Annotated in this window: 27 protein-coding genes; 10 read left to right on the top strand and 17 right to left on the bottom strand. The window is 70.2% G+C overall.

Translation table 11 applies throughout. From position 1 onward, the window contains the following. Entirely contained in the window at positions 1-681 is a 681-nt protein-coding gene (gene cseB / locus LWP59_RS23265) for a two-component system response regulator CseB (protein ID WP_144637384.1), read from the bottom strand. A 119-nt stretch (positions 682-800) separates the two neighbouring features. Between cseB and LWP59_RS23270 the strand changes: the two genes are divergently transcribed. The 3 genes from LWP59_RS23270 to LWP59_RS23280 all read left to right on the top strand — a co-directional run bounded on the left by LWP59_RS23270 (position 801) and on the right by LWP59_RS23280 (position 3,079). Continuing rightward, on the top strand, positions 801-1,322 hold the full coding sequence (locus LWP59_RS23270) for a hypothetical protein (RefSeq protein ID WP_144637386.1): 522 nt from the start codon (positions 801-803) through the stop codon (positions 1,320-1,322). A gap of 9 nt (positions 1,323-1,331) precedes the next feature. Next, positions 1,332-2,051 carry a hypothetical protein gene (locus LWP59_RS23275; protein WP_144637388.1) on the top strand — a complete coding sequence of 240 codons (720 nt, stop codon included), beginning with the start codon at positions 1,332-1,334 and terminating at the stop codon, positions 2,049-2,051. A 257-nt stretch (positions 2,052-2,308) separates the two neighbouring features. Then, positions 2,309-3,079, top strand: coding sequence for a FadR/GntR family transcriptional regulator (locus LWP59_RS23280; protein ID WP_222425501.1), 771 nt, complete (start codon positions 2,309-2,311; stop codon positions 3,077-3,079). Here the strand turns inward: LWP59_RS23280 and LWP59_RS23285 are convergent. Genes LWP59_RS23285 through LWP59_RS23295 form a run of 3 tightly spaced genes read right to left on the bottom strand, consistent with a single transcriptional unit; the run spans position 3,060 to position 5,857 of the window. Further along, positions 3,060-4,055: an amidohydrolase family protein gene (locus LWP59_RS23285; protein WP_144637390.1), complete on the bottom strand. Its 996-nt coding sequence runs from the start codon at positions 4,053-4,055 to the stop codon at positions 3,060-3,062. The genes LWP59_RS23280 and LWP59_RS23285 overlap by 20 nt on opposite strands. After that, positions 4,052-4,738 (bottom strand): 4-carboxy-4-hydroxy-2-oxoadipate aldolase/oxaloacetate decarboxylase, encoded by a 687-nt coding sequence (locus tag LWP59_RS23290; RefSeq protein WP_144637392.1) that lies wholly within the window; start codon positions 4,736-4,738, stop codon positions 4,052-4,054. Before LWP59_RS23290 ends, LWP59_RS23285 begins: the two co-directional genes overlap by 4 nt. A gap of 9 nt (positions 4,739-4,747) precedes the next feature. Beyond that, entirely contained in the window at positions 4,748-5,857 is a 1,110-nt protein-coding gene (locus LWP59_RS23295) for a zinc-dependent alcohol dehydrogenase (RefSeq protein WP_144637394.1), read from the bottom strand. A gap of 103 nt (positions 5,858-5,960) precedes the next feature. On the opposite strand from LWP59_RS23295, the gene LWP59_RS23300 reads away from it, so the two are divergent. Then, a complete protein-coding gene (locus LWP59_RS23300) occupies positions 5,961-6,899 on the top strand; it encodes a substrate-binding domain-containing protein (protein ID WP_144637396.1) in 939 nt (312 codons plus the stop codon). A gap of 12 nt (positions 6,900-6,911) precedes the next feature. Continuing rightward, positions 6,912-7,364 carry a ribose 5-phosphate isomerase B gene (rpiB, locus tag LWP59_RS23305; RefSeq protein WP_186383193.1) on the top strand — a complete coding sequence of 151 codons (453 nt, stop codon included), beginning with the start codon at positions 6,912-6,914 and terminating at the stop codon, positions 7,362-7,364. A gap of 2 nt (positions 7,365-7,366) precedes the next feature. On the opposite strand, the gene LWP59_RS23310 is transcribed toward rpiB, so the two are convergent. The 6 genes from LWP59_RS23310 to LWP59_RS23335 all read right to left on the bottom strand — a co-directional run bounded on the left by LWP59_RS23310 (position 7,367) and on the right by LWP59_RS23335 (position 12,453). Next, a complete protein-coding gene (locus tag LWP59_RS23310; protein WP_222425502.1) occupies positions 7,367-8,209 on the bottom strand; it encodes an alpha/beta fold hydrolase in 843 nt (280 codons plus the stop codon). A gap of 12 nt (positions 8,210-8,221) precedes the next feature. Continuing rightward, entirely contained in the window at positions 8,222-9,046 is an 825-nt protein-coding gene (locus tag LWP59_RS23315) for a 3-methyl-2-oxobutanoate hydroxymethyltransferase (RefSeq protein ID WP_144637398.1), read from the bottom strand. 11 nt (positions 9,047-9,057) lie between these two features. Beyond that, on the bottom strand, positions 9,058-9,555 hold the full coding sequence (locus LWP59_RS23320) for a 3-methyl-2-oxobutanoate hydroxymethyltransferase (RefSeq protein ID WP_144637400.1): 498 nt from the start codon (positions 9,553-9,555) through the stop codon (positions 9,058-9,060). After that, positions 9,552-10,838 carry an aromatic ring-hydroxylating dioxygenase subunit alpha gene (locus LWP59_RS23325; RefSeq protein ID WP_144637402.1) on the bottom strand — a complete coding sequence of 429 codons (1,287 nt, stop codon included), beginning with the start codon at positions 10,836-10,838 and terminating at the stop codon, positions 9,552-9,554. The genes LWP59_RS23320 and LWP59_RS23325 overlap by 4 nt, the downstream gene beginning before the upstream one ends. Positions 10,839-10,909: 71 nt before the next feature. Continuing rightward, on the bottom strand, positions 10,910-12,133 hold the full coding sequence (locus LWP59_RS23330) for an NAD(P)/FAD-dependent oxidoreductase (protein ID WP_229857186.1): 1,224 nt from the start codon (positions 12,131-12,133) through the stop codon (positions 10,910-10,912). Next, the gene (locus tag LWP59_RS23335) at positions 12,130-12,453 is read right to left on the bottom strand and encodes a 2Fe-2S iron-sulfur cluster-binding protein (protein WP_144637403.1); all 324 of its coding nucleotides are present in this window, start codon (positions 12,451-12,453) and stop codon (positions 12,130-12,132) included. The genes LWP59_RS23330 and LWP59_RS23335 overlap by 4 nt, the downstream gene beginning before the upstream one ends. A gap of 90 nt (positions 12,454-12,543) precedes the next feature. On the opposite strand from LWP59_RS23335, the gene LWP59_RS23340 reads away from it, so the two are divergent. After that, positions 12,544-13,251: a 2,3-bisphosphoglycerate-dependent phosphoglycerate mutase gene (locus tag LWP59_RS23340; protein WP_144637405.1), complete on the top strand. Its 708-nt coding sequence runs from the start codon at positions 12,544-12,546 to the stop codon at positions 13,249-13,251. A 4-nt stretch (positions 13,252-13,255) separates the two neighbouring features. Here LWP59_RS23340 and LWP59_RS23345 read toward each other — a convergent pair whose 3' ends face one another. Both LWP59_RS23345 and LWP59_RS23350 read right to left on the bottom strand, forming a co-directional pair. Next, positions 13,256-13,834 carry a UbiX family flavin prenyltransferase gene (locus tag LWP59_RS23345; protein WP_144637407.1) on the bottom strand — a complete coding sequence of 193 codons (579 nt, stop codon included), beginning with the start codon at positions 13,832-13,834 and terminating at the stop codon, positions 13,256-13,258. Between the two features lie 10 nt (positions 13,835-13,844). Then, on the bottom strand, positions 13,845-15,305 hold the full coding sequence (locus tag LWP59_RS23350; RefSeq protein WP_186383194.1) for a UbiD family decarboxylase: 1,461 nt from the start codon (positions 15,303-15,305) through the stop codon (positions 13,845-13,847). A 233-nt stretch (positions 15,306-15,538) separates the two neighbouring features. Here LWP59_RS23350 and LWP59_RS23355 point away from each other — a divergent pair, with 233 nt between their 5' ends. From LWP59_RS23355 to LWP59_RS23365, 3 genes are all read left to right on the top strand, one after another. Further along, on the top strand, positions 15,539-16,417 hold the full coding sequence (locus tag LWP59_RS23355; RefSeq protein WP_144637410.1) for an ABC transporter ATP-binding protein: 879 nt from the start codon (positions 15,539-15,541) through the stop codon (positions 16,415-16,417). Further along, on the top strand, positions 16,417-17,241 hold the full coding sequence (locus LWP59_RS23360; RefSeq protein WP_144637412.1) for an ABC transporter permease: 825 nt from the start codon (positions 16,417-16,419) through the stop codon (positions 17,239-17,241). The genes LWP59_RS23355 and LWP59_RS23360 overlap by 1 nt, the downstream gene beginning before the upstream one ends. A gap of 117 nt (positions 17,242-17,358) precedes the next feature. Next, a complete protein-coding gene (locus LWP59_RS23365; RefSeq protein WP_144637413.1) occupies positions 17,359-18,339 on the top strand; it encodes an ABC transporter substrate-binding protein in 981 nt (326 codons plus the stop codon). Positions 18,340-18,369: 30 nt separating this feature from the next. Here the strand turns inward: LWP59_RS23365 and LWP59_RS23370 are convergent, their stop codons facing one another. Genes LWP59_RS23370 through LWP59_RS23390 form a run of 5 tightly spaced genes read right to left on the bottom strand, consistent with a single transcriptional unit; the run spans position 18,370 to position 24,799 of the window. After that, complete coding sequence (locus tag LWP59_RS23370) at positions 18,370-19,611, bottom strand: MFS transporter (RefSeq protein ID WP_144637415.1); 1,242 nt, start codon at positions 19,609-19,611, stop codon at positions 18,370-18,372. Next, positions 19,611-20,735, bottom strand: coding sequence for an ABC transporter ATP-binding protein (locus LWP59_RS23375; RefSeq protein WP_144637417.1), 1,125 nt, complete (start codon positions 20,733-20,735; stop codon positions 19,611-19,613). Before LWP59_RS23375 ends, LWP59_RS23370 begins: the two co-directional genes overlap by 1 nt. A gap of 18 nt (positions 20,736-20,753) precedes the next feature. Then, the gene (locus LWP59_RS23380) at positions 20,754-22,514 is read right to left on the bottom strand and encodes an ABC transporter permease (protein WP_144637419.1); all 1,761 of its coding nucleotides are present in this window, start codon (positions 22,512-22,514) and stop codon (positions 20,754-20,756) included. A gap of 12 nt (positions 22,515-22,526) precedes the next feature. Continuing rightward, the gene (locus tag LWP59_RS23385) at positions 22,527-23,651 is read right to left on the bottom strand and encodes an ABC transporter substrate-binding protein (RefSeq protein WP_144637421.1); all 1,125 of its coding nucleotides are present in this window, start codon (positions 23,649-23,651) and stop codon (positions 22,527-22,529) included. 38 nt (positions 23,652-23,689) lie between these two features. Beyond that, positions 23,690-24,799 carry an extracellular solute-binding protein gene (locus tag LWP59_RS23390; RefSeq protein ID WP_144637423.1) on the bottom strand — a complete coding sequence of 370 codons (1,110 nt, stop codon included), beginning with the start codon at positions 24,797-24,799 and terminating at the stop codon, positions 23,690-23,692. Between the two features lie 233 nt (positions 24,800-25,032). On the opposite strand from LWP59_RS23390, the gene LWP59_RS23395 reads away from it, so the two are divergent. Beyond that, the gene (locus LWP59_RS23395; RefSeq protein WP_222425503.1) at positions 25,033-26,256 is read left to right on the top strand and encodes a cupin domain-containing protein; all 1,224 of its coding nucleotides are present in this window, start codon (positions 25,033-25,035) and stop codon (positions 26,254-26,256) included. Positions 26,257-26,262 lie beyond the last annotated feature (6 nt).

The raw sequence follows: 26,262 nt of genomic DNA on the forward strand, positions 1-26,262 counted from the left end.
TCAGGGCCGCAGCTTGTAGCCGAACCCGCGGACCGTCTCGATCCGCTGGGCGCCGATCTTGCGGCGCAGCCGTTGCACGCACAGGTCGACCACCCGGCTGTCGCCGTCCCACCCGTAGTCCCACACCGTGCGCAGCAGGGTGCTGCGGTCGAGCACCAGCCCGGCGTTCGCGGCGAACTCCAGCAGCAGCCGCAGCTCGGTGGGCGTGAGCGCGACCGGCTCGCCGCCGACCGTCACCTCGAGCGCGCCGGTGTCGATCACCAGGTCGCCGAACGCGAGCGCGCCGCCGGCCGGCCCGCTGTCGTCGCGGTAGCCCGCGCGCCGCAGCACCGAGCGGATCCGGGCCACCAGCACGGAGGTGTCCACCGGCTTGGTCACGTAGTCGTCGGCACCGGCCTCCAGGCCAGCGACCACGTCCAGCGACTCGCCGCGGGCGGACATCATCAGGATCGGGCAGGTGCTGCTCTCGCGGATGCGCCGGCACAGGCCGATGCCGTCGAGGCCGGGCAGCATGACGTCGAGCAGGAGCAAATCGGGGGTCGCCCGCCGGAACATCTCCAGCCCGGCGAGCCCGTCCCCGGCCGTGGCCACGCCGTAGCCGTAGCGGGACAGCGCCATCGCCAGCGTCCTGCGGATGACGTCGTCGTCCTCGACGAGCAGTACCGAAACCGAAGCAGACATCGCCGCCAAGCTACCGGACGCGTGATCAGCTCGCGGCTTGTTACGTTCGTGCCACTCCCGGCGACTCATCCGGTACACCGAGTTCCCGGGGGCAGGTGACGACGGGTGATGGTCAGCGAGTGAGCGTGGCCGTGGTGCTGTGCGCGGTGGCGATTCCGGCGGGCGCCGGCTGCGGCTCGGGCGGTGGCGGCCCGGCCCGAGAGGGGCCGCCGGAAGTGACGACCGGTCAGGCCACGGACGTACCCGAGGCGACCACCGGACCGGGCGCCGGCGGCGGCCCGGTGGGTAGCTGCCCAGGCGAGCCGGCCCCGGGAGCGCCGATCACGATCCCGGCGTTCACCATCCTCGAGGGGTTCCCGTTGCCGGAGATGAAGGCGGCCATCGAGAACCATCTGCGAGACGACTCCGAGGCCTGCGGGGACGGCAGTCTGTGCGTGACCGTGAACTACGTGCTCAGGTCGCGCAACCAGGGCGGCTGCATCATCGAGAACACCCGTCCGCCCGCCGGAGCCACCATCCGGCGGGGATCCACCGTCACCGTCACCATCAACTGCCGCCGGGCGTCGGTGTCCCCGGACCACGAGACAACGCAGGAACCGACCCCCGTGACCACGACCGAGCCCGCCACTTCCGGCTCCTGACCGGCCGCGATGACCACCCACCAGCTCGACAGCGGCCTGCCCCGGGTGCTCAGGGCGGCCGGCGCACTGGTGGCGCCGGGCACCGCGCTGGTCGCTCTGCTGTACTACTTCGGCTGGCTGCGCGTGTTCTGGTTCTGCAACTACTTCGGGGTCAACTCCACGGTGCTCGGCTTCACCACCGAGGACTACCTGATGCGCAACGTCGACGGCCTGTTCGTGCCGCTGGCCGTGGTCGCGACGATCACCCTGCTCGTCGCCTGGTCCCGGTACCTGGTGGGCCCGGTGCTCGCCCGCCGCCCGGCTGCCCGCCTCCTCGCCGCCGGCATCGCACTGGTCGTCGGCACCGCGGCGGCCACGGCCGGGTTCCTGGCCGTGTTCGGGCTCCGCCTCGGGCTCTCGGTCGGTCCGCTCTGCCTCGCCGCCGGTGTCCTGTTGCTGGCGCTGGCGTCCAGGCTGCAGCGCACGGGCGGGACAACGCGGGTCCAGTGGGCGCTTCTGGCGGAATGGGCCGGCATCTTCGCGGTCGTCTGCATCTGCGCGTTCTGGGCGGTCGCCGACTACGCGAGCGCGGTCGGGACGGGGCGGGCCCAGCAGGTGGAGGCGGAGCTGGCCGGCTACCCGGGGGTCACGGTGCACAGCGCGAAAAGCCTCGGCCTCGCCGGCCCGGCATCGACCGCACGCCGTGCCCCGTCCCCGACGGCACCTACCACTACCGCTACGACGGCCTGAAACTCGTCCTGCAGTCGGGCGACCAGTACTTCCTCCTGCCCCGGAACTGGTCGAGGGGTACCGGTCAGGCGATCATCCTGCCCCGCGGCGATGGCGTCCGGCTCGAGTTCAGCGCGACCCCGGCGGGGCTGCGCGGGCTGCCCTGCGCCGGTTGACCCCGGTCGGGCGGTGCCACCCGACCGGGCACAATCGACACCGCCAAGACCGTTTACGCCCTGTTTCGCCCATGGCACAGCTGGTGGTCTTATGATTGGTCCATGACGTCACGTGAAAGCGCGACCACCAAGGCGGCCGGCAACCCCGACGAGATGTTCAGCCGGGTCAACGTGGGCCGGGTGTCCGGGCTCATCGTCGACCAGATCCGGCTGCTGATCAGGGACGGGATGCTCAGCGCGGGCGACCGGCTGCCTTCGGAGCGCGAGCTGGGCGAGCGCTTCGGCGTCAGCCGGGTGACCGTGCGGGAGGCGTTGCGCGGCCTGGAGGCGAACGGCCTGGTCACCATCCGCGTCGGCGCCCGCGGTGGGGCGTTCGTGACCGCGCCCACGAGCAAGCACGTCGGCGAGGGGATCACCGACCTGCTGACGCTCTCGGGGCTCACCGCCTCGGAGGTGACCGAGGCGCGCCGGGTGTTCGAGATGGGCTTCGTGCCGCTGGTGTGCGAACGCGCCGACGAGCAGGACATCGCCGAGCTGAACGAGATCTGCGACCGCGCGGACGCCGCGATCGCCGAGGGCGGCTACCCGGTGTCGCTGTCCGCGGAGTTCCACGTGCGGGTCGCGAAGGCCAGCCACAACGCCGCGATCGAGATGCTCGCCCAGTCCTTCCACGGCCCGATGCTGATGTCGCTGCAGCAGGCCCAGGACGAGGACCCGAAGGTGGGGATCGTCGGCACGCACGAGCACCGCCAGTTCGTCCAGGCCGTGCGCAAGCGCGACGTGGCGGCCGCCGAGGCCGTGATGAGCAAGCACCTGGCCCGCACGGCCGACCGCGTGCGGGCCCCGAAGACGACTAGGAAGAAGCGGAAGTAGCCAGCCGCGGGTAGACCCGGCGGGCGTTGAGCTCGAAGATCTTCCGCTTGTGCTCGCCGGGCAGCGCGACCGCGTCGAGGTATCTCTTCGTGTCGTCCCACGCGATGCCGGTCTCCGGATCGGCGCCGCGCACCGCGCCGATCATCTCGGACGCGAACAGGATGTGCTCCGCGTCGATCACCTCGCAGAGCAGGTCGATGCCGGGCTGGTGGTAGACGCAGGTGTCGAAGAAGACGTTGCCCATGACGTGCTCGGCCGGGTCGGGCCTGCCGAGCCGGACCGCGAGCCCGCGGTAACGGCCCCAGTGGTAGGGCACCGCCCCGCCGCCGTGCGGGATCACCAGCCGCAGCGTGGGGAACCTGGCGAACAGGTCGCCCTCGACCAGCTGCATGAACACGCTCGTGTCGGCGTTGAGGTAGTGCGCGCCGAGGGCGTGGAAGTTCGGGTTGCACGACGCCGAGACGTGGATCATCGCGGGCACGTCGAGCTCGACCAGCTTCTCGTACAGCGGGAACCAGTACTCGTCGGTGAGCGGCTTCGCCGTCCAGTGCCCGCCCGAAGGATCGGGGTTGAGGTTGCAGCCGACGAACCCCAGCTCCTCCACGCACCGGGTCAGCTCCGCGATCGAGTCCCCGAGGCTCCCACCGGGCGTCTGCGGCAGCTGGCAGACCGCCGCGAAGTGCCGCGGGTACAGCACGGCGACGCGGTGCACCAGGTCGTTGCAGGCGCGCGCCCAGTCGCGGGCGATCGCCGGGTCGGCGACGTGGTGCTCCATCCCGGACGCCTTGGGCGAGAACAGCATCAGGTCCTCCCCGCGTTCGGTCAGCACCCGCAGCTGGTTGGGCTCGATGCTCTCGCGGATCTCGTCGTCGCCGATCCGCGCCGGCGCCGGGCGCTCACCGGCCAGCTGCGCGTCGCGGTAGCGCTGGTGCGCGGCCGGGGTGGTGGTGTAGTGCCCGTGGCAGTCGATGATCACGACTGCTCCGCGTCGACGTACTCCAGGCCTTTCGCGGCGAGCCGCTCGCGCATGCCGTGCACGTCGAGGCTGAGCTCGCCCGCCAGATAGCGCTCGCGGACGGTGGCTTCCTTGGCCTCGCGCGCTTCCGCGGCCGCGAGCACGTCGGCGGCCTTCGCCCTCGGCACGACGACGACCCCGTCGTCGTCGGCGACGATCACGTCGCCCGGCGCGACCGATTGCCCCGCGCACACGACGGGCACGTTGACGCTGCCCAGCGTCTCCTTCACCGTGCCGGTCGCCGAGATGTACTTGGACCACACCGGAAACCGCATCCGGGTCAGCTCGGCGACGTCCCGGCAGCCCGCTTCGATCACCAGGCCGCGCACGCCGCGGGCCTTCGCCGACGTGGCGAGCAGATCGCCGAAGTAGCCCGCGTCCGACGGCGACGTCGGCGCGACGACCAGGACGTCGCCCTCCCGGCACTGTTCGAGCGCGACGTGGATCATCCAGTTGTCGGCGGGCGGCAGGCTCACCGTCACCGCCGTCCCGGCGATGTGGTCACCGGGGTAGACCGGCCGCATCGAGGCGCCGAGCAGACCGGTGCGTGCCTGCGCCTCGTGCACCGTCGCCACGCCGTGCTTGGCCAGCGCGTCCACAACGGACTGTTCCGCCCTGGCGATGTCGCGCACCACGATTCCCATGTCCGTTCCTCACTTCCAGGGCAGCAGGGACACGTGGATGACACCCTCGTCACCGGTCCCGCCGACCGAGGCGATCGCGCGGTCCACGTCCTGCAGCCCGAAGGTGTGCGTGGTCAGCAGGTCCAGCGGGAACCTGTTCGACGCCAGCTGCGCCAGGGCCAGCTCGCAGGCGCGGTAGCTGTGCCCGCGCGCGCTCTTGATCGTGATGGCCTTCTCGGTGACCTTCTTGACCGGGAAGTCGGGGAACGCGGCCAGCTCGCCCTGGATGACCAGGGTGCCCGCCCGGCGCTTGAGCGCGTCGATGCCCAGCAGGACCGGCGCGGTGCCGGCGCCCGCGGTGCAGTCCAGCACGGCGTCGACACCCTTGCCCCGGGTGAGGTCCATGATCCGCTCCAGCGGGTCCTCCTTCAGGATGTCGATCACGTGGTCGACGCCGAGGGTTTTCGCCAGCTCCATCCGGGCCGCGTCCCGCGTCGTGCCGGTCATGATGATCAGCGACGCCCCGGCCTGGCGCGCGGCGACCGCCTGCGAGAGCCCCTGCTGGCCCGGGCCCTGGATCAGCACCGTCGAGTCGTAGCCGACGTGGGCGTCGAACAGGGTCCACTCGATGCCGTTGGACAGCGGGGTGACGATGCCGGCCGCGTCGGCGCTCACCGAGTCGGGCACCTTGTGCAGCACCGCGTTCCACGGCAGGTACAGGTACTGCGCGAAGCCACCCCACAGGTGGTACGGGTTCTCCGCCGAGGTGTAGCCATAGCGGCGCGCGTCCGGGTTCGTGCGCCAGTCCGTGGCCTCGCAGTGCCGGTACTCCCCCTGATGGCACCACGCGCATTTCAGGCAGGGCACGTAGTGCTCGACGAAGACCCGGTCGCCGATCTCGACCCCTTGGCGCGCGAGGAACTGCGCGCCCGCCTTGGCGATCACGCCGACGTTCTCGTGGCCCATGATCACCGGCCCCGCGATCGAGGGCTTGGCGTACATCTTCACGTCGGTGCCGCAGATGCCGGCGACCTCGACCTTCAGCAGCGCGCCGTCTCCGGGGATCTCGGGCATCGGGAACTCGCGGAACTCGGTCCGGCCCGGGCCGGTTCGCACGGCCGCCAGCACCTGCTCTGCCATGGTCACTACTCGCTCTCGCCGAGGACTAATGGTCTGATGGTATGTTAACATGCCTTCTACGGGGAACTCCCCGGTTTCCGGGGCCGCGAGCGGCGGGAGCCTGATGACGAAACAGCTGAAGACGGTCACCCGTACCCAGGGCAACAACGCGGCGCTCAAGGACGGCACGGTCCGCCCCGCGGGTGTCTCGTTCGAGTTCGAGGAAGTCCCGGTGCTCGTACACGCCTTCCGCAGGATGGTGCGCGGCCTGGAGTTCGACGTCTGCGAGATGGCGTTCACGACCTACCTCGCCGCGAAGGCGCACGGAAAGCGCTTCACCGCGCTGCCCGTCTTCCTCGTCCGCGACTTCCACCATCGCGCGATCAAGGTGAACACCACGCTCGGCATCCGCGACCCCAAGGACCTCGCCGGCCGCAAGGTCGGCGTGAACCGGGGGTACACGGTCACCACCGGTGTGTGGGCGCGCGGCATTCTCCAGCAGCAGTACGGCCTCGACCTCGACGCGGTGACCTGGGTGCTGTCCGGCGACGAGCACGTCGCGGAGTACCGGCCACCGGCGAACGTGGTGCCCGCACCGGACGGCCGGGACCTGGCGGACATGCTGATCGGCGGGGAGCTGGCGGCGGTGATCGGGGTCGACGTGGACCATCCGGACGTGGAGTACCTGATCCCCGACGCCGGCGAAGCCGGGTACGAGGCCCTTCGCACGAGCGGCCACTACCCGATCAACCACCTGGTCGTCGTGAAGGACGAGCTCCTCGACGCCGATCCCGGGCTGGCCGAGGTCGTCTTCGACGCCTTCGCCGAGGCCAAGAACCGTTACGTCGCCGGACTTTCCGCGATCGCGGAGCCGAGCGCGACCGATCGTCGGTACCAGCGGGTGCGGGCCGTCACCGGCGCGGACCCGCTGCCCTACGGCATCGAGCCGAACAGGCGGGCCATCGAGCAGCTCGTCGACCACGCCGTGAGCCAGCACATCCTCACCGAGCGGCCCGAGGCCGAGTCCTTGTTCGCCGAGCGGACCCGGCACCTGAGCGCCTGAAAGGACCTTCCGATGCGCTTCGCGATCGCGGCCGACCACAACGGTCTCGCCCTCAAGCAGCACCTGATCACCTGGCTGGGCGAGCGCGGGCACGAGGCCGAGGACCGCGGCGCGCACGGACCGGACACAGTGGACTATCCCCCGCTGTGCGCCGACGTGTGCTCCCGGGTGCTCGCCGGCGCCGCCGGGTTCGGCATCGTCGTCGGCGGCAGCGGCAGCGGCGAGCAGATGGCGTGCAACAAGATCCGGGGCATCCGCGCCGCGCTGTGCGACTCGGTGTTCCTGGCCCGGATCGCCCGTGGCCACAACGACGCGAACGTGCTCGTGCTGGGCGCCAAGGTGATCGATGAGCTCGTGGCCGAGCAGATCCTCGCCGGCTGGCTCGAAACGGCCTTCAAGGGCGGCCGGCACCAGCACCGGCTGGACCAGATCGCCGCGCTCGAACGCGGCGAGTCGCTTTCCTGACCTCACCCCAGAAACGCGAGCACCCTGGCGGGCGCGGTCGTCTCGGTCTGCTCGGCGACCGGCACGTCCCAGTACTCCGCCGTGGGCAGGCACTCCTGGAGGTAGCGCGCCGCGGACGGGGCGTGCGAGGCGTCCTGCCCCGGCACGATCAGCGTGGGAACGTCCAGCAGCAGCAGATCTTCCGGCTCCGCGCCCGGCACCGTGTCCCGGTCGAACAGCAGCCGCGCCATCCCGTTGACGACCAGCTCGTAGCGGTCCGGATCGGTCTTCGCGTACTCGGCCGCGAACACCGGATCGGTCCGCAGCACGGTCACCCACGGCCCGACCCGCGCGTCGGCGGAGAAGCCCGCGTCGGTGACACCGGCCAGGTCCCGCACACCCTGCAGGCCGTGTTCCCGCACGTAGCCGAGGTGGCGGGCCAGCCGCGCGTGCTGCAGCATCCGGTAGCGGACCCCGCCCGCCGGGGAGAACAACACCGTCCTGCCCGCCCGGTCCGGATAGGACACCGCGAACCGGAGCGCCACCGAACAGCCGACGCAGCCGCCCATCAGGTGCGCCCGCTCGATGCCGAGGTGATCGAGCAGGCTCCGGCCCTGTCGCGCGTAGTCGAGCCAGCCGATCCGTTCCACCCGGCCACCGGACCGGCCGGACTCGCGCCGGTCGAAGGTGATGCAGGTGAACCGCTCGCGCAGGTGCGCGAGGACGTTCGCCTTCCGGTAGACCCCGTGCGTGCGCCAGTTCTCGAGGGTGGCGTTGAACCCGCCGGGCGAGAACATCAGCAGCGGCGGGCCCGAGCCCTCGACCTCGTAGCGGGTCAGGATGCCGTCGAGCACGGTGCTGGGCAAGGAGAGCTCCGATCAGTTCGCAGGGATCCCGCCCTTGATCTGCCGCGCCGCCCGCACGTCGGCCGAGTAGGCGGTGAGCGCGTCGAACGCGATCCGCGCGACGTTCGCGTAGGTATCGGGGGGATCGTCGAGACCGGACGCGCTGTAGCCGATGGCCGAGGTGGCCATCCGCATCCGGCCGTCGAGCCACGGGCCGCCGCCGAAACCGCCCAGCACCGGGATCCCCACCGCGCGGGCGACCGCCGCTCCGGCCACCGGGCCGGAGTTGGTGAAGTTGAGCAGGGACGCCCCGGCCGCCTCCAGGCGTTTGGCCTCCGCGACCAGCTCCTCGGTCATCTCCGGCGGCACCTGGTCGTCCGGGCCCGGCGTCGCGCTGTAGGTGACGCCGTAGCGCAACGCGGTCTGCGGGGTGATGCCGAACTGCGCGAACACCGGGATGCCCGCGCGGTGGACCGCGGTCACGGCCTCGGGGAAGTCGGCCGCGCCGTCGAGCTTCACCAGGTCCACCCCGGCCTCCTTGACCAGCCGGATCGCCGCGCGCACCGCGCTGTCCGTGCCCTCCTGCAGCGGGCCGAACGGGAAGTCGCAGCTGACCAGCGCGCGTTTCACGCCGCGGCGGACCGCCTGGCACACGGTGACCATCTGGTCCATCGTGATCTCCATCGGGTTCGGCTGGCCCCAGAGGTTGACGCCGACCGTGTCCCCGACGGACACGATGTCGACCCCGGCCCGGTCGGCGATCCTGGCCAGCTGGTAGTCCCAGGCGACCACCCCGACGATCTTGCGGCCCGCGCGCTTCAGCTCCCGCAGCGCGGACAGCGTGACCTTCTCCGCCATGACCTCTCCCCTCAGGCCCGCAGTGCCAGGAGCACTTCGGACACGTCGTTCTCGTCCGAGGTCACCATGAGCACCCGGGCGTGCGGGCGCAGCGCGGTACCGGCTCCGCCGACACCGCCGCCCGCGTCGAGGATCAGGCCCGCGGTCATGATCCCGCGGGCGGTGCACGCGGCCCCGATGGCCGAGGCGGCGTGCTCGTCCCCGTCCGCGGTCGCGATCATGACCACGACGTCGGCCGTCTCCAGCTGCTCACCGAGGCTGGACAGCACGCCGTCCAGATCGCGCAGCACGACCGCCGCCGCACCACGCGAGGCCAGCTCCAGGAACCGCGCCGCGTTCCAGCCCTGCCGGGCCACCCGGCGCAGGATCCCGTTCGCCACCTCGTCCAGTGCGACGACGCGCGCGCCCTGGCGGCCCTTGATGGGCACGTCGATCCGGTACCGGGCCTCCTCCTCGGTCGCCGCCATCGCGCAGCTGTTGAGCAGCACCGGGCGCATGAACGCGGTCATACCGTGCTCTGCGGGACGCCGGGGCTGGCGGTGAGCGCGTCCTGGCAGGCTTCGATGAACGAGCTCTCCCGCGGCAGCACGACCGCCGCCGAGCGGACCCGGTGGTGGGCCGGGTCGACGCCGGGCGGGACGACGCCTTCGTCGCGCAACGCCAGCACCGCCTTGCGCAGCCGCTGCCGCGCCTTGATGATCCCGGTGTCGGCGGAGACCAGCCGCTCCTTGGAGCGGTCCACGATCGGCCCCATGCTCTCCTGCAGCGACGCGTCCTGCATCGCGATGCCCTTGATCCCCGAGTACGTCTCGCCGGCGCGCTGGGCCTCGCGGTCCATCAGGTAGTCGTTGTCCTTGTTGGCCTGCGGGCGGTAGGTGCCCGGGATGTTGGCGCTGTGCACGCCGTGGCCGTCCTTCATGGCCTGCCGTTCGGCCTCGGTCAGCGCGCGGACCGGGTGGTAGTCGAAGGAGTAGGCCCAGCAGTTGTGGTCGTCGATCGGGATCCAGAAGTGCCCGTGCATCGGGTGGTCGCCCCGGGGCGGGACCATGGTGAAGCACGGCATGACCCACGGCGTGATGCGCCAGTAGTACTGGCCGTCCTCGGCGTTGCGCCGCGCGCCGACGAACAGGCCGCCGTCCGCCTCGGCCACCTCGAAGAACGGCTTGAGGTCGTTCATGTTGTACTCGTTGCCCTTGGCGCCCTTGAACAACGGGTCGCTCTTGAGGCCACCCGAGTGCAGGAAGGTCACGTGGCTGGAGTCGATCCCGCCCTCGAACGCCTGCAGCCAGTTGCTCTCCTGCCAGCGTTTGGAGGTGTAGGTCTGCTCCGGCGGCACGAGCGCGAACTCGAACTCCGGCAGCGGGGGCTGCTTCGCCGGGTCTCCCAGATACGTCCAGAGCACGTCCCCGATCCGCACCAGCGGGTAGGCCGTCAGCTTGACGTTCGCGCAGAAGTTGTTGTTGTCCGGTTCGGACGGCACCTCGACGCACTGGCCGGTGACGTCGTACTTCCAGCCGTGGTAGGCGCAGCGCAGCCCCGACTGCTCGTTGCGGCCGAACCACAGTGAGGCGCCCCGGTGCGCGCAGAACTCGTCGATCAGCCCGTAACGGCCCTCGCTGTCGCGGAACGCGATCAGCCGCTCGGACAGCAGCTTCAGCCGTACCGGCGGGGAGTCGTTCTCCGGCAGCTCCTCGGCGAGCATCGCGGGAATCCAGTACTGGCGGAACATGGCGCCCATCGGGGTCCCCGGCCCGGTCCGTGTGAGCAGCTCGTTGATCTCTGGTTTCAGCACCCGTCCACCTCTCTCGTACTGCGACCCAGCAGCGTCCTAATGATAAGACCATTGGACCGCCATTGCCAAGGTCAAGCCGGCGGCGAAACCAGCCTCTTCAACGGAACCTCGTTGTCTCGGGCCTGTTCCGGCGAGATCTCCCCGCCCCGGTCCAGCACCTTGCGCACCGTCAGGTAGTCGGCGGTGCTGTTGACCGCGTCGACGGCGATCAGCGAGCCGCCCCGGTAGTACAGCACCGAGAACTTCTCCGCCTCGGGGTCGCCGCGGAGCACGTGTTCGTCGTGGCCGCCGGACAGGCCCGCGATCTGGAGCTTCAGGTCGTACTGATCCGACCAGAACCACGGGACCGCCGAGTAGGGCTCCCGCCTCCCCAGCAGCGTCGCGGCCGCCACCTTCGCCTGACCGATGGCGTTCTGCACGGATTCCAGGCGTACCAACCCATCGCGGGTCCTCGGATGCGGCGCCACCGTGCAGTCCCCCGCCGCCACCACGTCCGGCTCGCTCGTGCGCGCGAACTCGTCGACGACGATGCCGCCCGCGCAGTGCAGGCCCAGCTGCTCGGCCAGCTCCGTGCGCGGCACGATGCCCACGCCCGCGAGCACCAGGTCCGCCGGCACACGGGTGCCGTCGGACAGCTCGACGGCGCGCACCTGGCCGTGCTCGCCCGTCAGCGCGGTGACACCGACCCCGAGCCGGACGTCGCTGCCGCGGCGCTGGTGGGCCCGGCGGTAGAACTCCGAGACGACGGGCGCCACGGAGCGCGGGATCAGCCGGTCCGCGGCCTCGACCACGGTGACGGACTTGCCGGCCGAGCGGGCGACCGCGGCCGCCTCCAGCCCGATGAAACCGCCGCCGACGACCACCACGTGACGTGCCGCGCCGAGCCGGCCGCGCAACCGGAGCGCGTCGTCGAGGTCGCGCAGGTAGTGCACCCCGTCGAGATCCGCGCCAGGGACGCCGAGCCGCCGCGGCCGGGCGCCGACGGTCAGCGCCAGCCGGTCGAACGGCAGCGACCGTCCACTGTGGGTGGTCGCGAGGCCCGGTGCCAGCCGGACCACCTGCTCCCCCAGCACGAGGTCGATCTTCTGCTCCGCGTAGAAGGCCTCGGTGCGGAACGCGAGCGAGGCCAGGTCCGCCTTGCCGGCGAGGAAGGCCTTGGACAACGGCGGCCGCTGGTACGGCGGGTGCGGCTCGGCGCCGACCAGCGTGATCGGCTCCTCGTCGCCCGCTTCGCGCAGGGACGCCGCCATCTGGATCCCGGACTGGCTCGCGCCGACGATCAGCGTCCCGCTCACGGCTGGACCGGCGGGATGTCCACGGTGAGCCCGTCGAGCTCCTCGGTCATCTCGATCTGACAGCCGAGCCTGCTGCCTTCGCGCCGCTCGGTGACCGCGAGGTCGAGCAGGTCCTCCTCGGTGTCGTTCGGCTCGCCCACGAGCGGCAGCGACTCGGGCCGGACGTAGACGTGGCAGGTGGCGCAGCTGGCGTTTCCCCCGCATTCGGCGACGATGCCCGGCACCCCGTGCCGGGTCGCCGCCATCATCACGCTCTCCCCGGCCACGGCGTCGACCACACGCTGGGAGCCGTCGGTCGCGACGTAGACAATCTTGGGCAAGACGTACTCCCGCATCTCTCGATCGAACGGGCTATGGTCTATCCATTATACCTTCGAAACGGCTAGGCTGGCCAGGTCGAAAGGAATCGGATGCCCCGGACCCTGGTGCTGCTTCGGCACGGGCAGAGCACGGCCAACGCGGACGACACCTTCGCCGGCTGGCTCGACGTCCCGCTGACCGAACGCGGCAGGTGGGAGGCGCGCAACGCCGGGAAGCTGCTGGCCGGACACGGTCTGCTGCCCGACGTGGTGCACACCTCGCTGCTGCACCGGGCGATCGACACCGCCGAACTCGTGCTTTCGGCACTGGGCCGGGAAAACTGCCCGGTCCGGCGCAGCCGGCGGCTGAACGAACGCCACTACGGGCTGCTGCAGGGCCGGTCCCGCAAGGCCGTCCGCGCGGAGTTCGGCGACGAGGCGTACCGGCTGTGGCGCCGGTCCTACGACGTCGCGCCACCGCCCGGCGAGCCGGCCACCCCGGGCGGCCCGCGCACGGAAGCGCTTTCCGACGTGCGCGCCAGGGTCGCGCCGTACTGGGCCGGTCGCCTCGCGCCCGACGTGCGGGCAGGCCGGGTCACCCTGGTCGTGGCACACGGGAACTCGTTGCGCGCCTTGTGCATGCTGCTCGACGGGCTCGGCCCGGACGAGGTGTCCCGGCTGAACGTGCCCACCGGCGTCCCCCTGCGCTACGACTTCGACGACGAGCTCGAGCCCGTGCCGCGAGGCGGCACGTACCTCGACCCGGACCTCGCCGCGGCGGGTGTCGCCGAGGTGCTCGCCCAGGGCGGCGGTCGCTGAGCCCTCAGGACCAGCGGCGGAAGGTCTTGTTCTCGATGCCGAACTGGTCGAGGATCTTGCCGCAGGTCTGGCGCAACAGGTCGTCGATCGTCTCGGGCCGGTGGTAGAACGCCAGCACCGGCGGCAGGATCGTGCCGCCGGCGAGGGTGACCGTCCGCATGTTCTCGATGTGGATGTAGCTCAACGGCGTCTCGCGCGCCACCAGTACCAGGCGGCGCCGCTCCTTCAGCGTCACGTCGGCGGCGCGCGCGACGAGGTTGTCGGAGTTGCCCGTGGCCACCGCGGCCAGCGTCCGCATCGAACACGGCACGATCACCATGCCCAGCGTCTCGAACGAGCCCGAGGAGATGGCCGCGCCGAGGTCGCGCGCGTCGTAGACCACGTCGCCCAGCGCCTCGACCTCCGCCGGGTCCCGCCGCAGCTCCAGCTCGATGCTGCGGCGCGCCCCGGCGGAGAGGACGACGTGCGTTTCGAAGGTCCCCAGCTCCCGCGCGATCTCCAGGAACTTCACGGCGAGCTGCGGCGCACTGGAGCCGGAGACCCCCACCACCAGACGTCTTTCGCGGGCGGCCGTACTCGCCATCACGTCACTCCTACCGGTAGAGGTTCGGATACTTGGCCCGGACCTCCGCCGCCAGCTCCGGGGAGGTCTGGGCGATCTTCGGGAAGTCCTTGATGCGCTCGTACGGGATGCAGGCGTCGATGACCATCCGCGAGTTGTACAGCCGGTCGTAGTCGGTGACGAGGGTGTCCAAACGGGACGACCAGCACCGGTCGAGCACCGTCGTCATCGTCTTGGGATCGCACCGGGTGCCCATCGCCCAGATCACGTCGTGGATGTCGCTGGGATCGATGTCGTCGTCGACGACCACGATCCAGCGGCCGATGTAGCCGACGGGGTTGACCTGCGAGGCGACCAGCCCCACCTGTGTCGAATGGCCGAAGTAGCGCTGTTTGACCGATACCACCACGAAAGTGCGGCCCGACCCCGCCTGGTGCGTCCACGCGCTCACCACGTCCGGGATGCCCGCGCCCTCCAGGGAGTCCAGCAGTGCGGCCGAGCGCAGGAAGCAGCGCTCGAAAAGGTGCGCGTGCGGCGGCTTCTGGCTGGCGGCGCAGGTCAGGATCGGGTTGCTGCGGTGGTAGACCCGCTTGATCCGGATCACCGGCTCGTCCCGCGCCTCACCGGCGTAGTAGCCGTGCCACTCGCCGAACGGGCCCTCCTCGACCCGGTCGTGGGGCAGGATCTCGCCCTCCAGCACGATCTCCGACCGGGCGGGGAACGGCAGCCCGGTCAGTTGCCCCTCGATGACCTCGTGCGGGCGGCCCAGCACCCCGCCGCACCATTCGTACTCGGGCACCTGGTCGGCCAGGGTGTAGCCGGCCGCCAGGTAGGTCACCGGGTCCATCCCGACGATGATCGCCACCGGGCACGGCTTGCCCTCGGCGAAGTACTTGTCGCGGTGGATGCGGCCCTGCTTGCCGTTGGAGATGTAGGAGGCGCAGGTGTCCTTGCCGGTCACCTGGACGCGGTAGGTGCCGACGTTGACGCGCCCGGAGTCCGGGTCGCGGGTCACCACCCCGCACGCGGTGCCGATGTAGCGGCCGCCGTCCAGCTCGTGGTGCACCGGCACCGGGAACAGCTCGAGCAGGTCGATCTCGTCGCCGCTGAGCACGTTCTCCAGGACCGGCCCGTCGTCGACGGCCTTCGGCGGGATCTGGTCGAAGCCACGCTTGATGATCTTGCGGAAGTCGTTGAGCATCGTCGTGCGGCTCTGCGCCACCGCGGGTTCCATGCCCAGCGCGAGCGCGAGGCGCATCGGGGAGCCGAACATCCCGTAGAGACAGCGGTTCTGCTCGGGATAACCGGGCACCTTGTCGAACACCAGCATCGGTGACTTCTCCACCTTCTGCCGGTAGAGCACCTCGGTGACCGCGCCCATCTCCTTGTCCCAGTGGGCCCCGGACACGACCTCCAGCTCGCCGCCGTCCTCGACCGCCTCGATGAACGCGCGCAAGTCGCTCTGGATGATGTCGCTGGGTTGCCTCGGCATGGACGTCGACCTCCTTGTGGACGGGATGGGCCGGCGACGAGAGCGCACGGGAAGCAGGCCGGCTCGACTCATGGTGGACTAACAGTTGGACCTTTCGCAAGGGCTGCCCCCTGCCCGAACTGGCTTTTTCCCGGACCACGCAGCACGGAGGAGGGCTCGTGAACACCGCCGATGCGGATTCGAGGCCCACCCGACCATTGCATGGTATGACAGCAGACCTCTAGACTCCGGCCATGTCTCACAGCGTGCGCAAGGCCTCGCTCGGCGGGGACACCGATCGAGACGAAATACCGGCGGGTGCGGAAAAATCGCACCTACAGGCGATCGGCGTAAGCATCGGGTATCCCGGCTCCGGCGGTTCCGGGACCGAGGTCAGCCCGGCGGTCGACCGGGTCGACCTGGTCCTCTCCCGCGGTGACTTCGTCTGCATCGTGGGGCCCTCGGGCTGCGGGAAGACGACCTTCCTCAACGCCGTCGCGGGTTTCCTGCCGATCACCGGCGGCAGCCTGAAGCTCGACGGCCGCGACATCCCGGGCCCCGGCCCGGACCGGGCGATGGTGTTCCAGCAGGCGAGCCTGCTGCCGTGGCGCAACGTGCTCGACAACGTCACCTACGGGCTCGAGCTGTCGAAGTCGATGAAACGGGCGCAGGCGCGGGAACGCGCGCGTGACCTGCTCGACCTCGTCGGCCTGTCGGCGGCCGCCGACCAGCATCCGGGTCAGCTCTCCGGCGGGATGCAGCAGCGGGTCAACCTCGCGCGGGCGCTGGCGGTCGACCCGGAGCTGCTGCTGCTGGACGAGCCGTTCGCCTCCATCGACGCGCAGACCCGCGAAGTGATGCAGGGCGAGCTGCTGCGCATCTGTGCCGCCCGCGACGTCACCGCGTTGTTCGTCACCCACGACATCACCGAGGCGGCGTTCCTGGCCGACCGCGTCTGCGTGTTCAGCCCGCGCCCCGGCCACATCGTCAAGGAGGTCGGGATACCGCTACCCCGGCCCCGGGAGCAGCGCTTCCGCCGGATGCCGGAGTTCACCGAGCTCGTCGACGAGATCTCCGACGCCCTCTACGGCGCCGCCGGCCCGTCGCTGCTCACGAACGGAGGTAGCGTCTGATGGCTATCAGCACCGAGACGGGCTCCCCGCGCACGAGCGCGCCGCCCGCGGCGCCGAAGCGCCGGAAGGTCAACAGCAAGTACGTCTACGGCACCTGCGCGGTGCTGGCCGCGGTCGTGCTCTGGGAGGTCGTCGCGGCGCTGCGGGTGCGCCCGGCGATCGTGCTGCCCGGGCCCGCCGACGTCGTCAAGGCGTTCCAGCAACTGTTCAGCACCAGCGAGATCTGGGGTGACCTGGCCACCAGCGGCCGGGAGCTGCTGTTCGGGCTGGCGCTCGCGACCGTCGTCGGGCTGCCGGTCGGGCTCGTCATCGGGTGGTACCGCAGGCTTTCCTACATCCTCAACCCGTTCGTCAGCTTCCTGTACGCGACCCCGCGGATCGCGCTGACCCCGCTGCTGATCATCTGGCTCGGCATCGGGGACACCTCCAAGATCGCCATCGTCTTCCTGATGGCCGTGTTCCCCATCCTGATCAACGCCGCGACCGGCATGCAGAGCCTCGATCCCGCCGTGGTGCGGGTGGCCCGCTGCTTCGGCGGCAAGGACCTGCAGATCTTCCGCACGATCGCCCTGCCGGGCACCGTGCCCTTCGTCATCAGCGGCCTGCGCCTCGCCGTCGGGCAGGCGCTGATCGGCGTGTTCGTCGCGGAGCTGTCCGGCGCGCAGTCCGGCGTGGGCATGCTGATGAACAACGCCGGCCAGCAGTTCCAGACCTCCGTCGTCTTCGCCGGGCTGTTCATCTTCGCGCTGACCGGGGTCGTCCTCAACGGGCTGCTCCGCCGCGTCGAACGCCACTTCGACTCCTGGCGCAGCTCCAACCACTAAGGACTGTTTCAGAAGTGGCTTGCGGGCCGGTGCGGGTAGCGGAGCAAGGTGACGGCCCACAGCAAGCGGCTCCGCCGCTTAGGAAACACAATCTAGCCGAAAGCGGAAGGAACAACGATGTTCTCAGCTGGCAAGCCCAGAAAACTCCTGGCGACCGCCGTCGCCGCCGGTGCGGCCGCAGCGGCGCTGACCGCCTGCGGGCCCGCCGGCAGCTCCGGCGGGGGCAACTCCCTGACCGTCAGCTACAGCCAGGTCGTCGCCGACGAGCTGCCGCTGTGGATCGCGGCCGACTCCGGCCTGTTCACCAAGCAGGGGCTCGACGTGAAGCTGACCAGCGTCAGCGGCTCCGACGGGTTCCCCGCCCTGGTCTCCGGGCAGACGCAGCTCGCGTCGATCGGCGCGTCCGAGATGGTCGCGGGCGCGGGCTCAGGCGCCCAGGTCAGCTATCTCGCCACCCTCACCCCGGTCTTCCCCTACCAGATGTACGCGAAGGTCAACAACGGCGCGGAGCTCAGGGGCAAGAAGATCGGCATCACCTCGCTCAGCGGTTCGATCTACGTCGCGACCCTGCTGGCGCTCAAGCAGTTCGGCCTCACCACGAACGATGTGCAGCTGATCAACCTCGGTTCGGTGACGAACCTGAACAACGCGCTCGTCGCCGGCAGCGTGGACGCGGCGCTGTCGCATCCGCCGGCCTCGACGACGATCGAGGGCTCGGGCTACCACAGCGTCCTCGACCTGGCGAAGCAGAACATCCCCACCTCCAACGTCGGCATCGCCGCGCTGAAGTCCTACGTGTCCGGCAACAAGGACCAGATCACGAAGTTCATGGCGGCGCTGCAGGAAGCGATCACCCGGGAGAAGTCCGACCAGCAGTACGCGATCAGCGAGCTGCAGAAGCACCTGCAGGTCAACGACCCCAAGGCGCTGCAGGAGACCTGGCAGTACTACGCGCAGGAGGTGCTGCCCGACGTGCCGACCCCGACGGTCGCCCAGCTGCAGACGTCGAAGGACGCGCTGACGAAGACCCCCGGAGTGTCCTCATTGGACCTTTCCGGCATCATCGACCAGCAGTTCTTCCCGCCGACCAGGAGCTGAACCCGGCGGCTGCCCGACCGTGCCGTGCGGTCAGGCAGCCGCTTGTTCTTCCGGCTCCTGCTGGGGCACCACGCGGTAGGAGCGCACCGCGGGACCGGCCACGAAGGACGCGATCGAGGCGGCCAGCGGGACCAGGCCGCCGAGCGTGAGCGCGCCGACGGGGCCCAGTGCCGACGCCGCGGCCCCGATCACCGAGTCCCCCAGCGCGGGCCCGCCGCGCGAAGCCATCTGGTAGATCGCCGACACCCGGCCGCGCAACCCGTCGGGAGTCTCCACCTGCACCGTGGCATGGCGGACCGTCGTGGCGAGCGCGTCCGCCACCCCGAGCAGGCCGGCCAGGACCAGCGACAGGCCGAACACCGCTGCCTGCGCGAAGCCGACGACCACGACGCCGTACGCGGCGGTCGAGATGAGCACGATGAGCCCGGAGCGGCGGGACCGCACGATCCGGAACACGAACACCGAGCCGAGCAGGGCACCGGCCGACGGCGCGGCGGAGAGCAACCCGTAACCGGTCGCGCCGACGTGGAGCCGGTCGAGCGCGAGCGCGGGCAGCAGCACCCGGTAGGCGCCGAAGACGGTCGCCGCGAGGTCCAGTCCCATCAGCTGCCAGATCAGCGTGCGCCGCCGGACATAGGCCGCGCCCTCCCGCAGGCTCTCCCAGACCCGCGGCGGCTTTCCCTCCCGTACCAGTGGCGGCACCTTGATGATCGCCAGCGTGGCGACCAGCACCGCGTAGGTGACCGCGTCGAACACGTAGACCGAGCCGACGCCCCACACGGCGATGAACACCCCGGACAGCGCAGGGCCGATCAGCACCGCCAGTTCCCGTGAGGGGTTGAGCAACGCGAACGCGTCGACGAGCCGTTCCCGCAGCACCAGCGCGGGGATCAGCGCCTGGCGCGCGGGCTGGTCGAACGTCGCGGCCGCCGTCGACAGCAGTGCCGCGAGCACCACCATCCACACCGTCGCCGCACCGGCGATCGTGACGACGGCGAGCGCCGCGGACACCACCAGGGCCGCCACCTGTGTCCACTGCAGCAGCCGCCGCCGGTCGAGCCGGTCCGCGAGCACCCCGCCCAGCGGCGAGAGGACGACCAGCGCGACCAGCTGGGCCAGCCCGACCAGTCCCACCTCGGCGGTGGACCCGGTCAGTACGAACACCTGGAACAGGTTGGCGGCCACCGCGCCACGGGTGCCGATCTGGCTGACGACGACCCCGCCCCAGTACAGGTCGAAGTCGCGGGAGCGCAGGACCGCGGGCAGCCCCATCAGCCGACCGGCACCAGCGTCACCTTCGCCGGATCCACCGAGAGGTGCACCCGGGTGCCGGGTTCGATCGACTGCGTCGGGTTGCAGCGGACGCGGATCTCCATCTTCCCCACCTCGACGACGTGGTCGACGGCGTCGCCGAGGAACGCGCGGGTGCGCACCTGGCCCGACCAGTCGTTCACCGCGCCGGGCGAGGGCGAACCGGACAGCACCAGGCATTCCGGCCGGATCGAGAGCAGGACGTCCTCCCCCGCCGCCGGCGCGGCCGTCGCGCCGCGGCAGACCACCCTGCCTTCGATGGTGTCGACCGTGATCTCCCCGCCTTCGGCCGAGGCGACCACGCCCTTGACGAAGTTCGAGGTGCCGATGAACTCCGCGACGAACTTCGACGCCGGGTTGGTGTAGATCTCCCTCGGCTTGCCGACCTGCTCGATGTTCCCCTTGTGCATCACGGCGATCCGGCTCGACATGACCAGCGCCTCGGACTGGTCGTGCGTCACGTAGATGGCTGTCAGGCCCAGCTCGCGCTGCAGCCGCTTGAGCTCGAACCGCATGTTCTCCCGCAGTTTCGCGTCCAGATTGGACAGTGGCTCGTCCAGCAGCATCAGGTCCGGCTGGATGACCAGGGCGCGGGCCAGCGCGAGCCGCTGCTGCTGGCCGCCGGAGAGCTTGGTGGCCGGGCGGGCGGCGTAGTCGGACAGCTCGGTCACCTCCAGTACCCGCTCGACCCGCTCCGCGATCTCCCGCCGCGCGGGCCGCCGCTTGCGCGGCAGCACGTCGAGCGGGAACGAGACGTTCTTGAACACGCTCATGTGCGGCCAGATCGCGTAGGACTGGAACACCATGCCCAGCTCCCGGCGGTTCGCGGGCAGGTTCACCCCGGCGGCGGCATCGAACAGCGGCCGTCCACTCAGGACGATCCGGCCGCGGTCGGGCCGTTCGAGCCCAGCGATCGAGCGCAGGGTGGTGGTCTTCCCGCAGCCGGACGGCCCGAGCAGGGTGAACAGCTCCCCGGTGTGCACCTCGAAGCTCGCGCCGCCCACGGCGTGCACCCGGGCACCCGCACCGCGCTTGCGCCCGCTCGCCCCGTCGTAGCTCTTCACGAGGTCGTCGACGATCAACATTGCTGGTCCTCCCGGCGGTTAGTGGGCACTGTCCGACTGCTGCAGGCCGACCCGGGCGCCGAGCCGGTAGGCGACGAAGACCAGGGCGACCAGGATGGACACCATCAGCACGCCGAGCGCCGCGAGCGTGGTGAACTGGCCGTTCTCGAACTGCTCCCAGATGAGCACCGACAGCACCTCGGTGCCCGGGCTGTAGAGCAGGATCGTGCTGGAGAGCTCGCGGAAGGAGACCACGAGGATGTACACCCAGCCCGCCACGATGCCGCTGCTGGCCAGCGGCACGAGGACGCGCCGGAACATCTGCGTCCACGACGCGCCGAACACCATCGCCGACTCCTCCAGCTCCCGCGACATCTGCGTCATCGCCGAGGAGGAGTAGCGCATCCCGTACGGCAGATAGCGGGTGCAGTAGGAGATCAGCAGGATCAGCAGCGTCCCGTAGATCGGCAGCGGGATCCGCAGGTACACGAACGACAGCGCGAGGCCGAGCACCAGCCCGGGGATGACGAGCGGGGTGAACGCCAGCACGTCGAGGGCGCGGCGGCCGGGCAGTTTCGTCCGCACGACCACCCACGACACCACCGCCGAGAGCAGCATGACCACCGTCGCCGCGCCGATGCCCAGCACGAACGAGTTCTTCAGTGCCGTCAGGGCCAGGGGCAGCTGGACCACGGCCTTGTAGTTCGCCAGCGACATGCTGCGCAGCGTGCTCATCGACGGCGCGGCGTAGAACTTCAGCAGCGAGGCGTAGACCAGCACACCGACCGGCAGCACCACGGTGACGAGGAAGAACAGCACCACCCCGGCGCCGACCCACGGCCGGGCCCGGCCCAGGCGGATGGGCTGCGGGCGGAACGCCTTGCCGGTCACCGTCTGGAACCCGCGTGCGTTGCGCTGCAGCCGCCCGGCCAGCAGCACGCCGACGACGGCGATCGCGAGCAGCCCGATCGCGTAGGCCCCGGCGGCGCCGTAGTCGATCGGATAGGCCCGCAGCACGAAGTAGATCCGGCTGGTGAACACGTAGATCCCGTTCTGCAGCCCGAGCAGCCCCGGCACCTCGAAGCTCTCCAGCGACTGCACGAACATCAGCAGCGCCGCCGAGATCAGCGCCGGGCGCAACAGCGGGACGGTGATCCGCCGCAGCACCGTCAGCCTGCTCGCCCCCGACATCGCGGCGGACTCCTCCAGCGAGGGGTCCATCGCCCGGAACGCCGCCACCATCAGCAGGAAGCAGACCGGCGCGAGATGCAGTCCCTGCACCCAGACCATGCCCTGCACGGTGAACACGTTGACCGGGGCCGCGCCGAACACCGGTTTGAAGAACAGGGTGTTGACCAGGCCGATCGACGGGTCGCCGAGGAAGATCCACGATGCGGCGTAGAGGATCCCCGGCACGATCAGCGGCACCATGGACGCGGCGAACAGCAGTCCCTTGAACGGCACGTCGGTGCGCACCTGCACGTACGCCAGCGCGGTGCCGACGATCAGGGCGAACAGCGCGGAGCCGAAGGCGAACTCGAGCGAGTTCACCATCATCCGTCCTGCCTGCGAGTCACCCCCGTAGGCACGCGCGAAGGCGCCGAAGCTCAGGCCGGAGCTGCCGGTGAAGGTGTCGTGCAGCAGATAGCCCAGCGGCACGACGGCGAGATAGCCGACGATCACCATCGCGCTCACGACGATGAGGATCTGGGGCGTCAGCAGCCGCCGGAGCCGCCCGGCCGCACGGACCGGGGCGGGTCGTCCGGCCAGCGGCGGCGCCGGGCTGGTGGTGGTGCTCATGGTCACCTCGTGTCAGTTGGCGGCGACGCCGCGCAGCAGGTCGTCGTACTTCGTGTCCCAGGTGGCGCCGTCCTTGGTCAGGGTGTCGACGTCGTAGGGCACCAGGTTGACGCCCTGGAAGCTGTCGTCGCCGGGCACGGTCGTCGACGGCGTCAGGTGCAGGCTCACCAGCACCTGCTGACCCTCGGTGAGCATCCAGTCGTAGAACAGCCACGCGGCGGCCGGATGCTGCGCGGCCTTGAGCATGCCGATCCCGTTGGGCCGCGGGAAGGCGGGAATCGGGTTGGTGCCACTGGCCGGGCGGTACGCCACGGGCGCGCCGTCGAGCTTGCTGCGCTCGGTGATGTAGGTGTAGTTCATCGCGTCCATCCCCGTCTGCCCCGCGCCGAGCAGCTGCGCCATCGTGGTGTGGCCCTTGACGGTCTTGGCGTTGGCGACGATGCCCTGCCACAGCTGGTCCACCTGCTGCTGGGTCTTGCCGTGCGTCAGCCAGTAGTGCGTGACGTTCTCGTACCAGTCACTGTCGGACGCCTCGATCGAGAGCTTGCCGCGGTACTTGGGATCGGCGAGGTCCTCCCAGCTCTTCGGCTCGTCACCGGGCGAGATGAGGTTGGTGTTCCAGGCCGGCAGCAGGACGTTGAACCGGGTGGCCGTCCAGTCCGGGAACTTGCCGGCCTGCTGCACCTTGTCCAGTGCGGCGCCGTTGTAGTCCGCGAGCAGCTTCTGGCTGGACAGGATCGTCATCTGCGGGAAGTCCGACTCGATGACGTCGGCGCCGAGCCGGTTGGCCGAGGACTCCTGCGAGGTCCGCTGGAGCACGGTCTCGGAGTTCCCGCGGAACACCGAGACCTTGATGCCGAACTGGTCCTGGAACTTCTTGCTGACCGCGTCCGCGACGTCTGCCGTCATGGAGGTGTAGAGCGACAGCGTGCCCTCGGACTTGGCCAGCTCCACGGCCTTGGCCCGTTGCTGGTCCTTGGGCAGGGCGGCGATCTGCGCGTACACCTGGTCCGCCTTGGCGCTGCCGCCACCGCCGGGTGCCTGCTGCCCGGAGTCCGCGACCCCGCCACCGCACGCCGTCGCCACGAACGTGACGACGACGGCGGCACTGATCAGGCCGAACGTTCTGGTCCTCATTGACTCTTCCCTTCGGTCCCGTCGGGACACTCACGCGTTCAGTTGGCCTGCGGCACTCCGCGCAGCAGGTCGTCGTAGGACTTGTTCCAGGACTGGGAGTTCTCCAGCACCTGGTCCGGCACGTTGTAGACGGGTGTGCCGGCCGGAACGGGGTTGGTGTACCCGGGCACGTTCTGCGCGGCGGGGATCCGGTGCGACTTCGCGATCAGCTGCTGCCCGGCGCCGAGCACCCAGTCGGCCCACAGCAGCGCCGCGGCCGGATGCCGGGCCTGCGCCATCAGCGCCAGCCCGTTGGGGCGCAGGATGACCGGATCCGCGATCGGGTGCCAGGCGACCGGGGCGCCCTTGTCGGCCGCGTTGTCGACGGTGTGGCTGTAGACCGAGCAGGCGACCGCGAACTGGCCCGCGCTGAGCAGCTGCCCTTGCACCGTATGGCCTTTGGTGACCTTGGCGTTGGCGACGATCTGCTGGAAGAGCCGGTCCACGTCGGCGGCGGGCAGCTTGCGGACGTCGGTGAGGTAGGTGTGCATCGCGGCGTACCAGTCCCAGTCACCCACCTCGAGCGCGATCTTCCCCTTCCACTGCGGCGCGGTGAGGTCGGTGAAGCTCTTCGGCGCCTGCCCGGCCGGCACGAGCGAGGTGTTCCAGCCCACCACGAACCCGTTGAACCGCTCCGCCTGCCAGTCCCCGAAGACCGCGTCCGGGCGCAGGTTCGCCTTCGCCGGGCCGTCGTAGGGCGCGAGCACGCCGTCCTTGCTCAGTGCGCGCAGCTCGGTGTCGTCGGTGTCCACCACGTCGTTGGCGGTCCTGCCCGCGCTGCCCTCCTGCTGGATCCGCTCCAGCACGGTCTCGGAGTTCGCCCGGAACGCGTTGACCTTGATGCCGGGGTAGGCCTGCTGGAAGCCGTCGACGAGGTCCTGGATGTCGGTGTTCGAGGTGTACAGGTCGAGCTGCCCGCCCGCGGCCCTGGCGTCGGCGAGCAGCCGGGCCGTCCGGTCGGGCCCGCTCAGCCCGGCGTAGCCGGTGAACACGTTGCCGTGCTGGGGATTTCCGGCGGCGGCGACCGGGCCGTCGGCCGCTCCCGGGGAGCATCCGGCCAGTGCGACGCCGACGAGCAGGGACAGGACGAACGGGCGGGAGCGCTTCATCGGGCATCCTCTGCGGGGACCGGGGGACGGGTCAGGAGCGGTGGTCGGCGGCGGGCGGTGGGGTCACGGCGCGATTCCTTCCCTGTGCCGTCGCTGTGCGCTGGGACACAGCGTAGGTCTTAAGGTCTAACCTTTGTGCCATCCGTTACGGGACCGTGATGTGTCTTGCAATGGTCAGACGATTAGTCCACACTCGGCTCTGCATGTCGCGAAGACGCGGAGGAGATGATCAGATGGTCACCACGGCCGACGGGGCACCGGCTGCCGGGCCCGGCGGAGCCGGTCCGGACGACGACGGCAAGAGGTTCCTCCTCGACCCCTACAAGGACTGGGCCGCGGGTGAGGGCATCCCGGTCCACTACGACTTCGGCCACGACCTGCTGACCCTCGAAACCGCGCCATGGGACCGCTACGACGCCCGCGGCTGCTTCGCGCACACCCACGGCATGGGTGACTTCATGACCAACTACGTCATCGAAGTGTTGCCCGCCAAGAAGACCCGCCCGGTGAAACACCTGTACGAAGCGTTCTTCTACGTCCTGGCCGGATACGGCTCGACCACGGTCTGGCTGCCCGGCGGCGGCAGCCGGACGTTCGAATGGGGTCCCAAGGCCCTGTTCGCCATTCCGCTCAACTGCACGTACCAGATCATGAACACCTCGGGCAGCGAGCCCGTGCGGCTGTCCTGCACCAGCGACGCACCGCTGACGCTGAACCTCTACCACAACGTCGATTTCGTGTTCGGCAACGACTTCGAGTTCCCCGAGCGCGTCGGCGACGTGGCGTACTTCGGCGGCGAAGGCGCGCTTTCGGTGTACAACAAGGACTCCGTCAAGGTGCAGAACGTGTGGGAGACCAACTTCGTGCACGACCTGACGAGCTTCCGCCTCTACGAGTTCGAGGGCCGGGGCAAGGGCTCGCTCAACGTCAACTTCCTGCTGGCGGAGGGCACGATGCACGCGCACGTGTCGCAGATGCCGGTCGGGCGGTACAAGAAGGCCCACCGGCACGCCGCGGGCACGCACGTGCACGCCGTCGACGGTGAGGGGCACTCCCTGCTCTGGTACGAGGGCGACGCGGAGTTCAAGGAGTTCCCGTGGCGGCACGGGTTCATGTACACCCCGCCGTTCTGGATGTTCCACCAGCACTTCAACACCGGGCCACGACCCGCGCGCTACGTCGCCTGCAGCCTCGGCAGCCGCCGCTACCCGTTCCTCGCGATGCGCCGCAAGAGCGCCGAAGGGTCCGGCGCCGTCTCGGTCTCCCAAGGGGGACGGCAGATCGAGTACGAGGACCAGGATCCCCGCGTGCACCGCAAGTTCCTCGAAGCCCTCGACCGGAGCGGGGTGCGGTCCCAGATGGGCGACGTGTTCGACGAGGACGCCATCAGGTCGCTGCCGCCGGAGGCGCTGACCGGCGTGATCAGGACGCCGGTCTCGACCGGCCCGGCCGTGTAGCGGGCG

Source organism: Amycolatopsis acidiphila, from assembly GCF_021391495.1.
Classification (GTDB): domain Bacteria; phylum Actinomycetota; class Actinomycetes; order Mycobacteriales; family Pseudonocardiaceae; genus Amycolatopsis_E; species Amycolatopsis_E acidiphila.

Excerpts from the sequence above, each read along its gene's own strand:
- cseB (WP_144637384.1), bottom strand. The coding sequence starts at position 681 with ATGTCTGCTTCGGTTTCGGTACTGCTCGTCGAGGACGACGACGTCATC.
- LWP59_RS23275 (WP_144637388.1), top strand. The coding sequence starts at position 1,332 with ATGACCACCCACCAGCTCGACAGCGGCCTGCCCCGGGTGCTCAGGGCG.
- LWP59_RS23280 (WP_222425501.1), top strand. The coding sequence starts at position 2,309 with ATGACGTCACGTGAAAGCGCGACCACCAAGGCGGCCGGCAACCCCGAC.
- LWP59_RS23290 (WP_144637392.1), bottom strand. The coding sequence starts at position 4,738 with ATGGGAATCGTGGTGCGCGACATCGCCAGGGCGGAACAGTCCGTTGTG.
- LWP59_RS23295 (WP_144637394.1), bottom strand. The coding sequence starts at position 5,857 with ATGGCAGAGCAGGTGCTGGCGGCCGTGCGAACCGGCCCGGGCCGGACC.
- LWP59_RS23300 (WP_144637396.1), top strand. The coding sequence starts at position 5,961 with ATGACGAAACAGCTGAAGACGGTCACCCGTACCCAGGGCAACAACGCG.
- rpiB (WP_186383193.1), top strand. The coding sequence starts at position 6,912 with ATGCGCTTCGCGATCGCGGCCGACCACAACGGTCTCGCCCTCAAGCAG.
- LWP59_RS23315 (WP_144637398.1), bottom strand. The coding sequence starts at position 9,046 with ATGGCGGAGAAGGTCACGCTGTCCGCGCTGCGGGAGCTGAAGCGCGCG.
- LWP59_RS23320 (WP_144637400.1), bottom strand. The coding sequence starts at position 9,555 with ATGACCGCGTTCATGCGCCCGGTGCTGCTCAACAGCTGCGCGATGGCG.
- LWP59_RS23340 (WP_144637405.1), top strand. The coding sequence starts at position 12,544 with ATGCCCCGGACCCTGGTGCTGCTTCGGCACGGGCAGAGCACGGCCAAC.
- LWP59_RS23345 (WP_144637407.1), bottom strand. The coding sequence starts at position 13,834 with ATGGCGAGTACGGCCGCCCGCGAAAGACGTCTGGTGGTGGGGGTCTCC.
- LWP59_RS23350 (WP_186383194.1), bottom strand. The coding sequence starts at position 15,305 with ATGCCGAGGCAACCCAGCGACATCATCCAGAGCGACTTGCGCGCGTTC.
- LWP59_RS23355 (WP_144637410.1), top strand. The coding sequence starts at position 15,539 with ATGTCTCACAGCGTGCGCAAGGCCTCGCTCGGCGGGGACACCGATCGA.
- LWP59_RS23360 (WP_144637412.1), top strand. The coding sequence starts at position 16,417 with ATGGCTATCAGCACCGAGACGGGCTCCCCGCGCACGAGCGCGCCGCCC.
- LWP59_RS23365 (WP_144637413.1), top strand. The coding sequence starts at position 17,359 with ATGTTCTCAGCTGGCAAGCCCAGAAAACTCCTGGCGACCGCCGTCGCC.
- LWP59_RS23370 (WP_144637415.1), bottom strand. The coding sequence starts at position 19,611 with ATGGGGCTGCCCGCGGTCCTGCGCTCCCGCGACTTCGACCTGTACTGG.
- LWP59_RS23375 (WP_144637417.1), bottom strand. The coding sequence starts at position 20,735 with ATGTTGATCGTCGACGACCTCGTGAAGAGCTACGACGGGGCGAGCGGG.
- LWP59_RS23380 (WP_144637419.1), bottom strand. The coding sequence starts at position 22,514 with ATGAGCACCACCACCAGCCCGGCGCCGCCGCTGGCCGGACGACCCGCC.
- LWP59_RS23385 (WP_144637421.1), bottom strand. The coding sequence starts at position 23,651 with ATGAGGACCAGAACGTTCGGCCTGATCAGTGCCGCCGTCGTCGTCACG.
- LWP59_RS23390 (WP_144637423.1), bottom strand. The coding sequence starts at position 24,799 with ATGAAGCGCTCCCGCCCGTTCGTCCTGTCCCTGCTCGTCGGCGTCGCA.
- LWP59_RS23395 (WP_222425503.1), top strand. The coding sequence starts at position 25,033 with ATGGTCACCACGGCCGACGGGGCACCGGCTGCCGGGCCCGGCGGAGCC.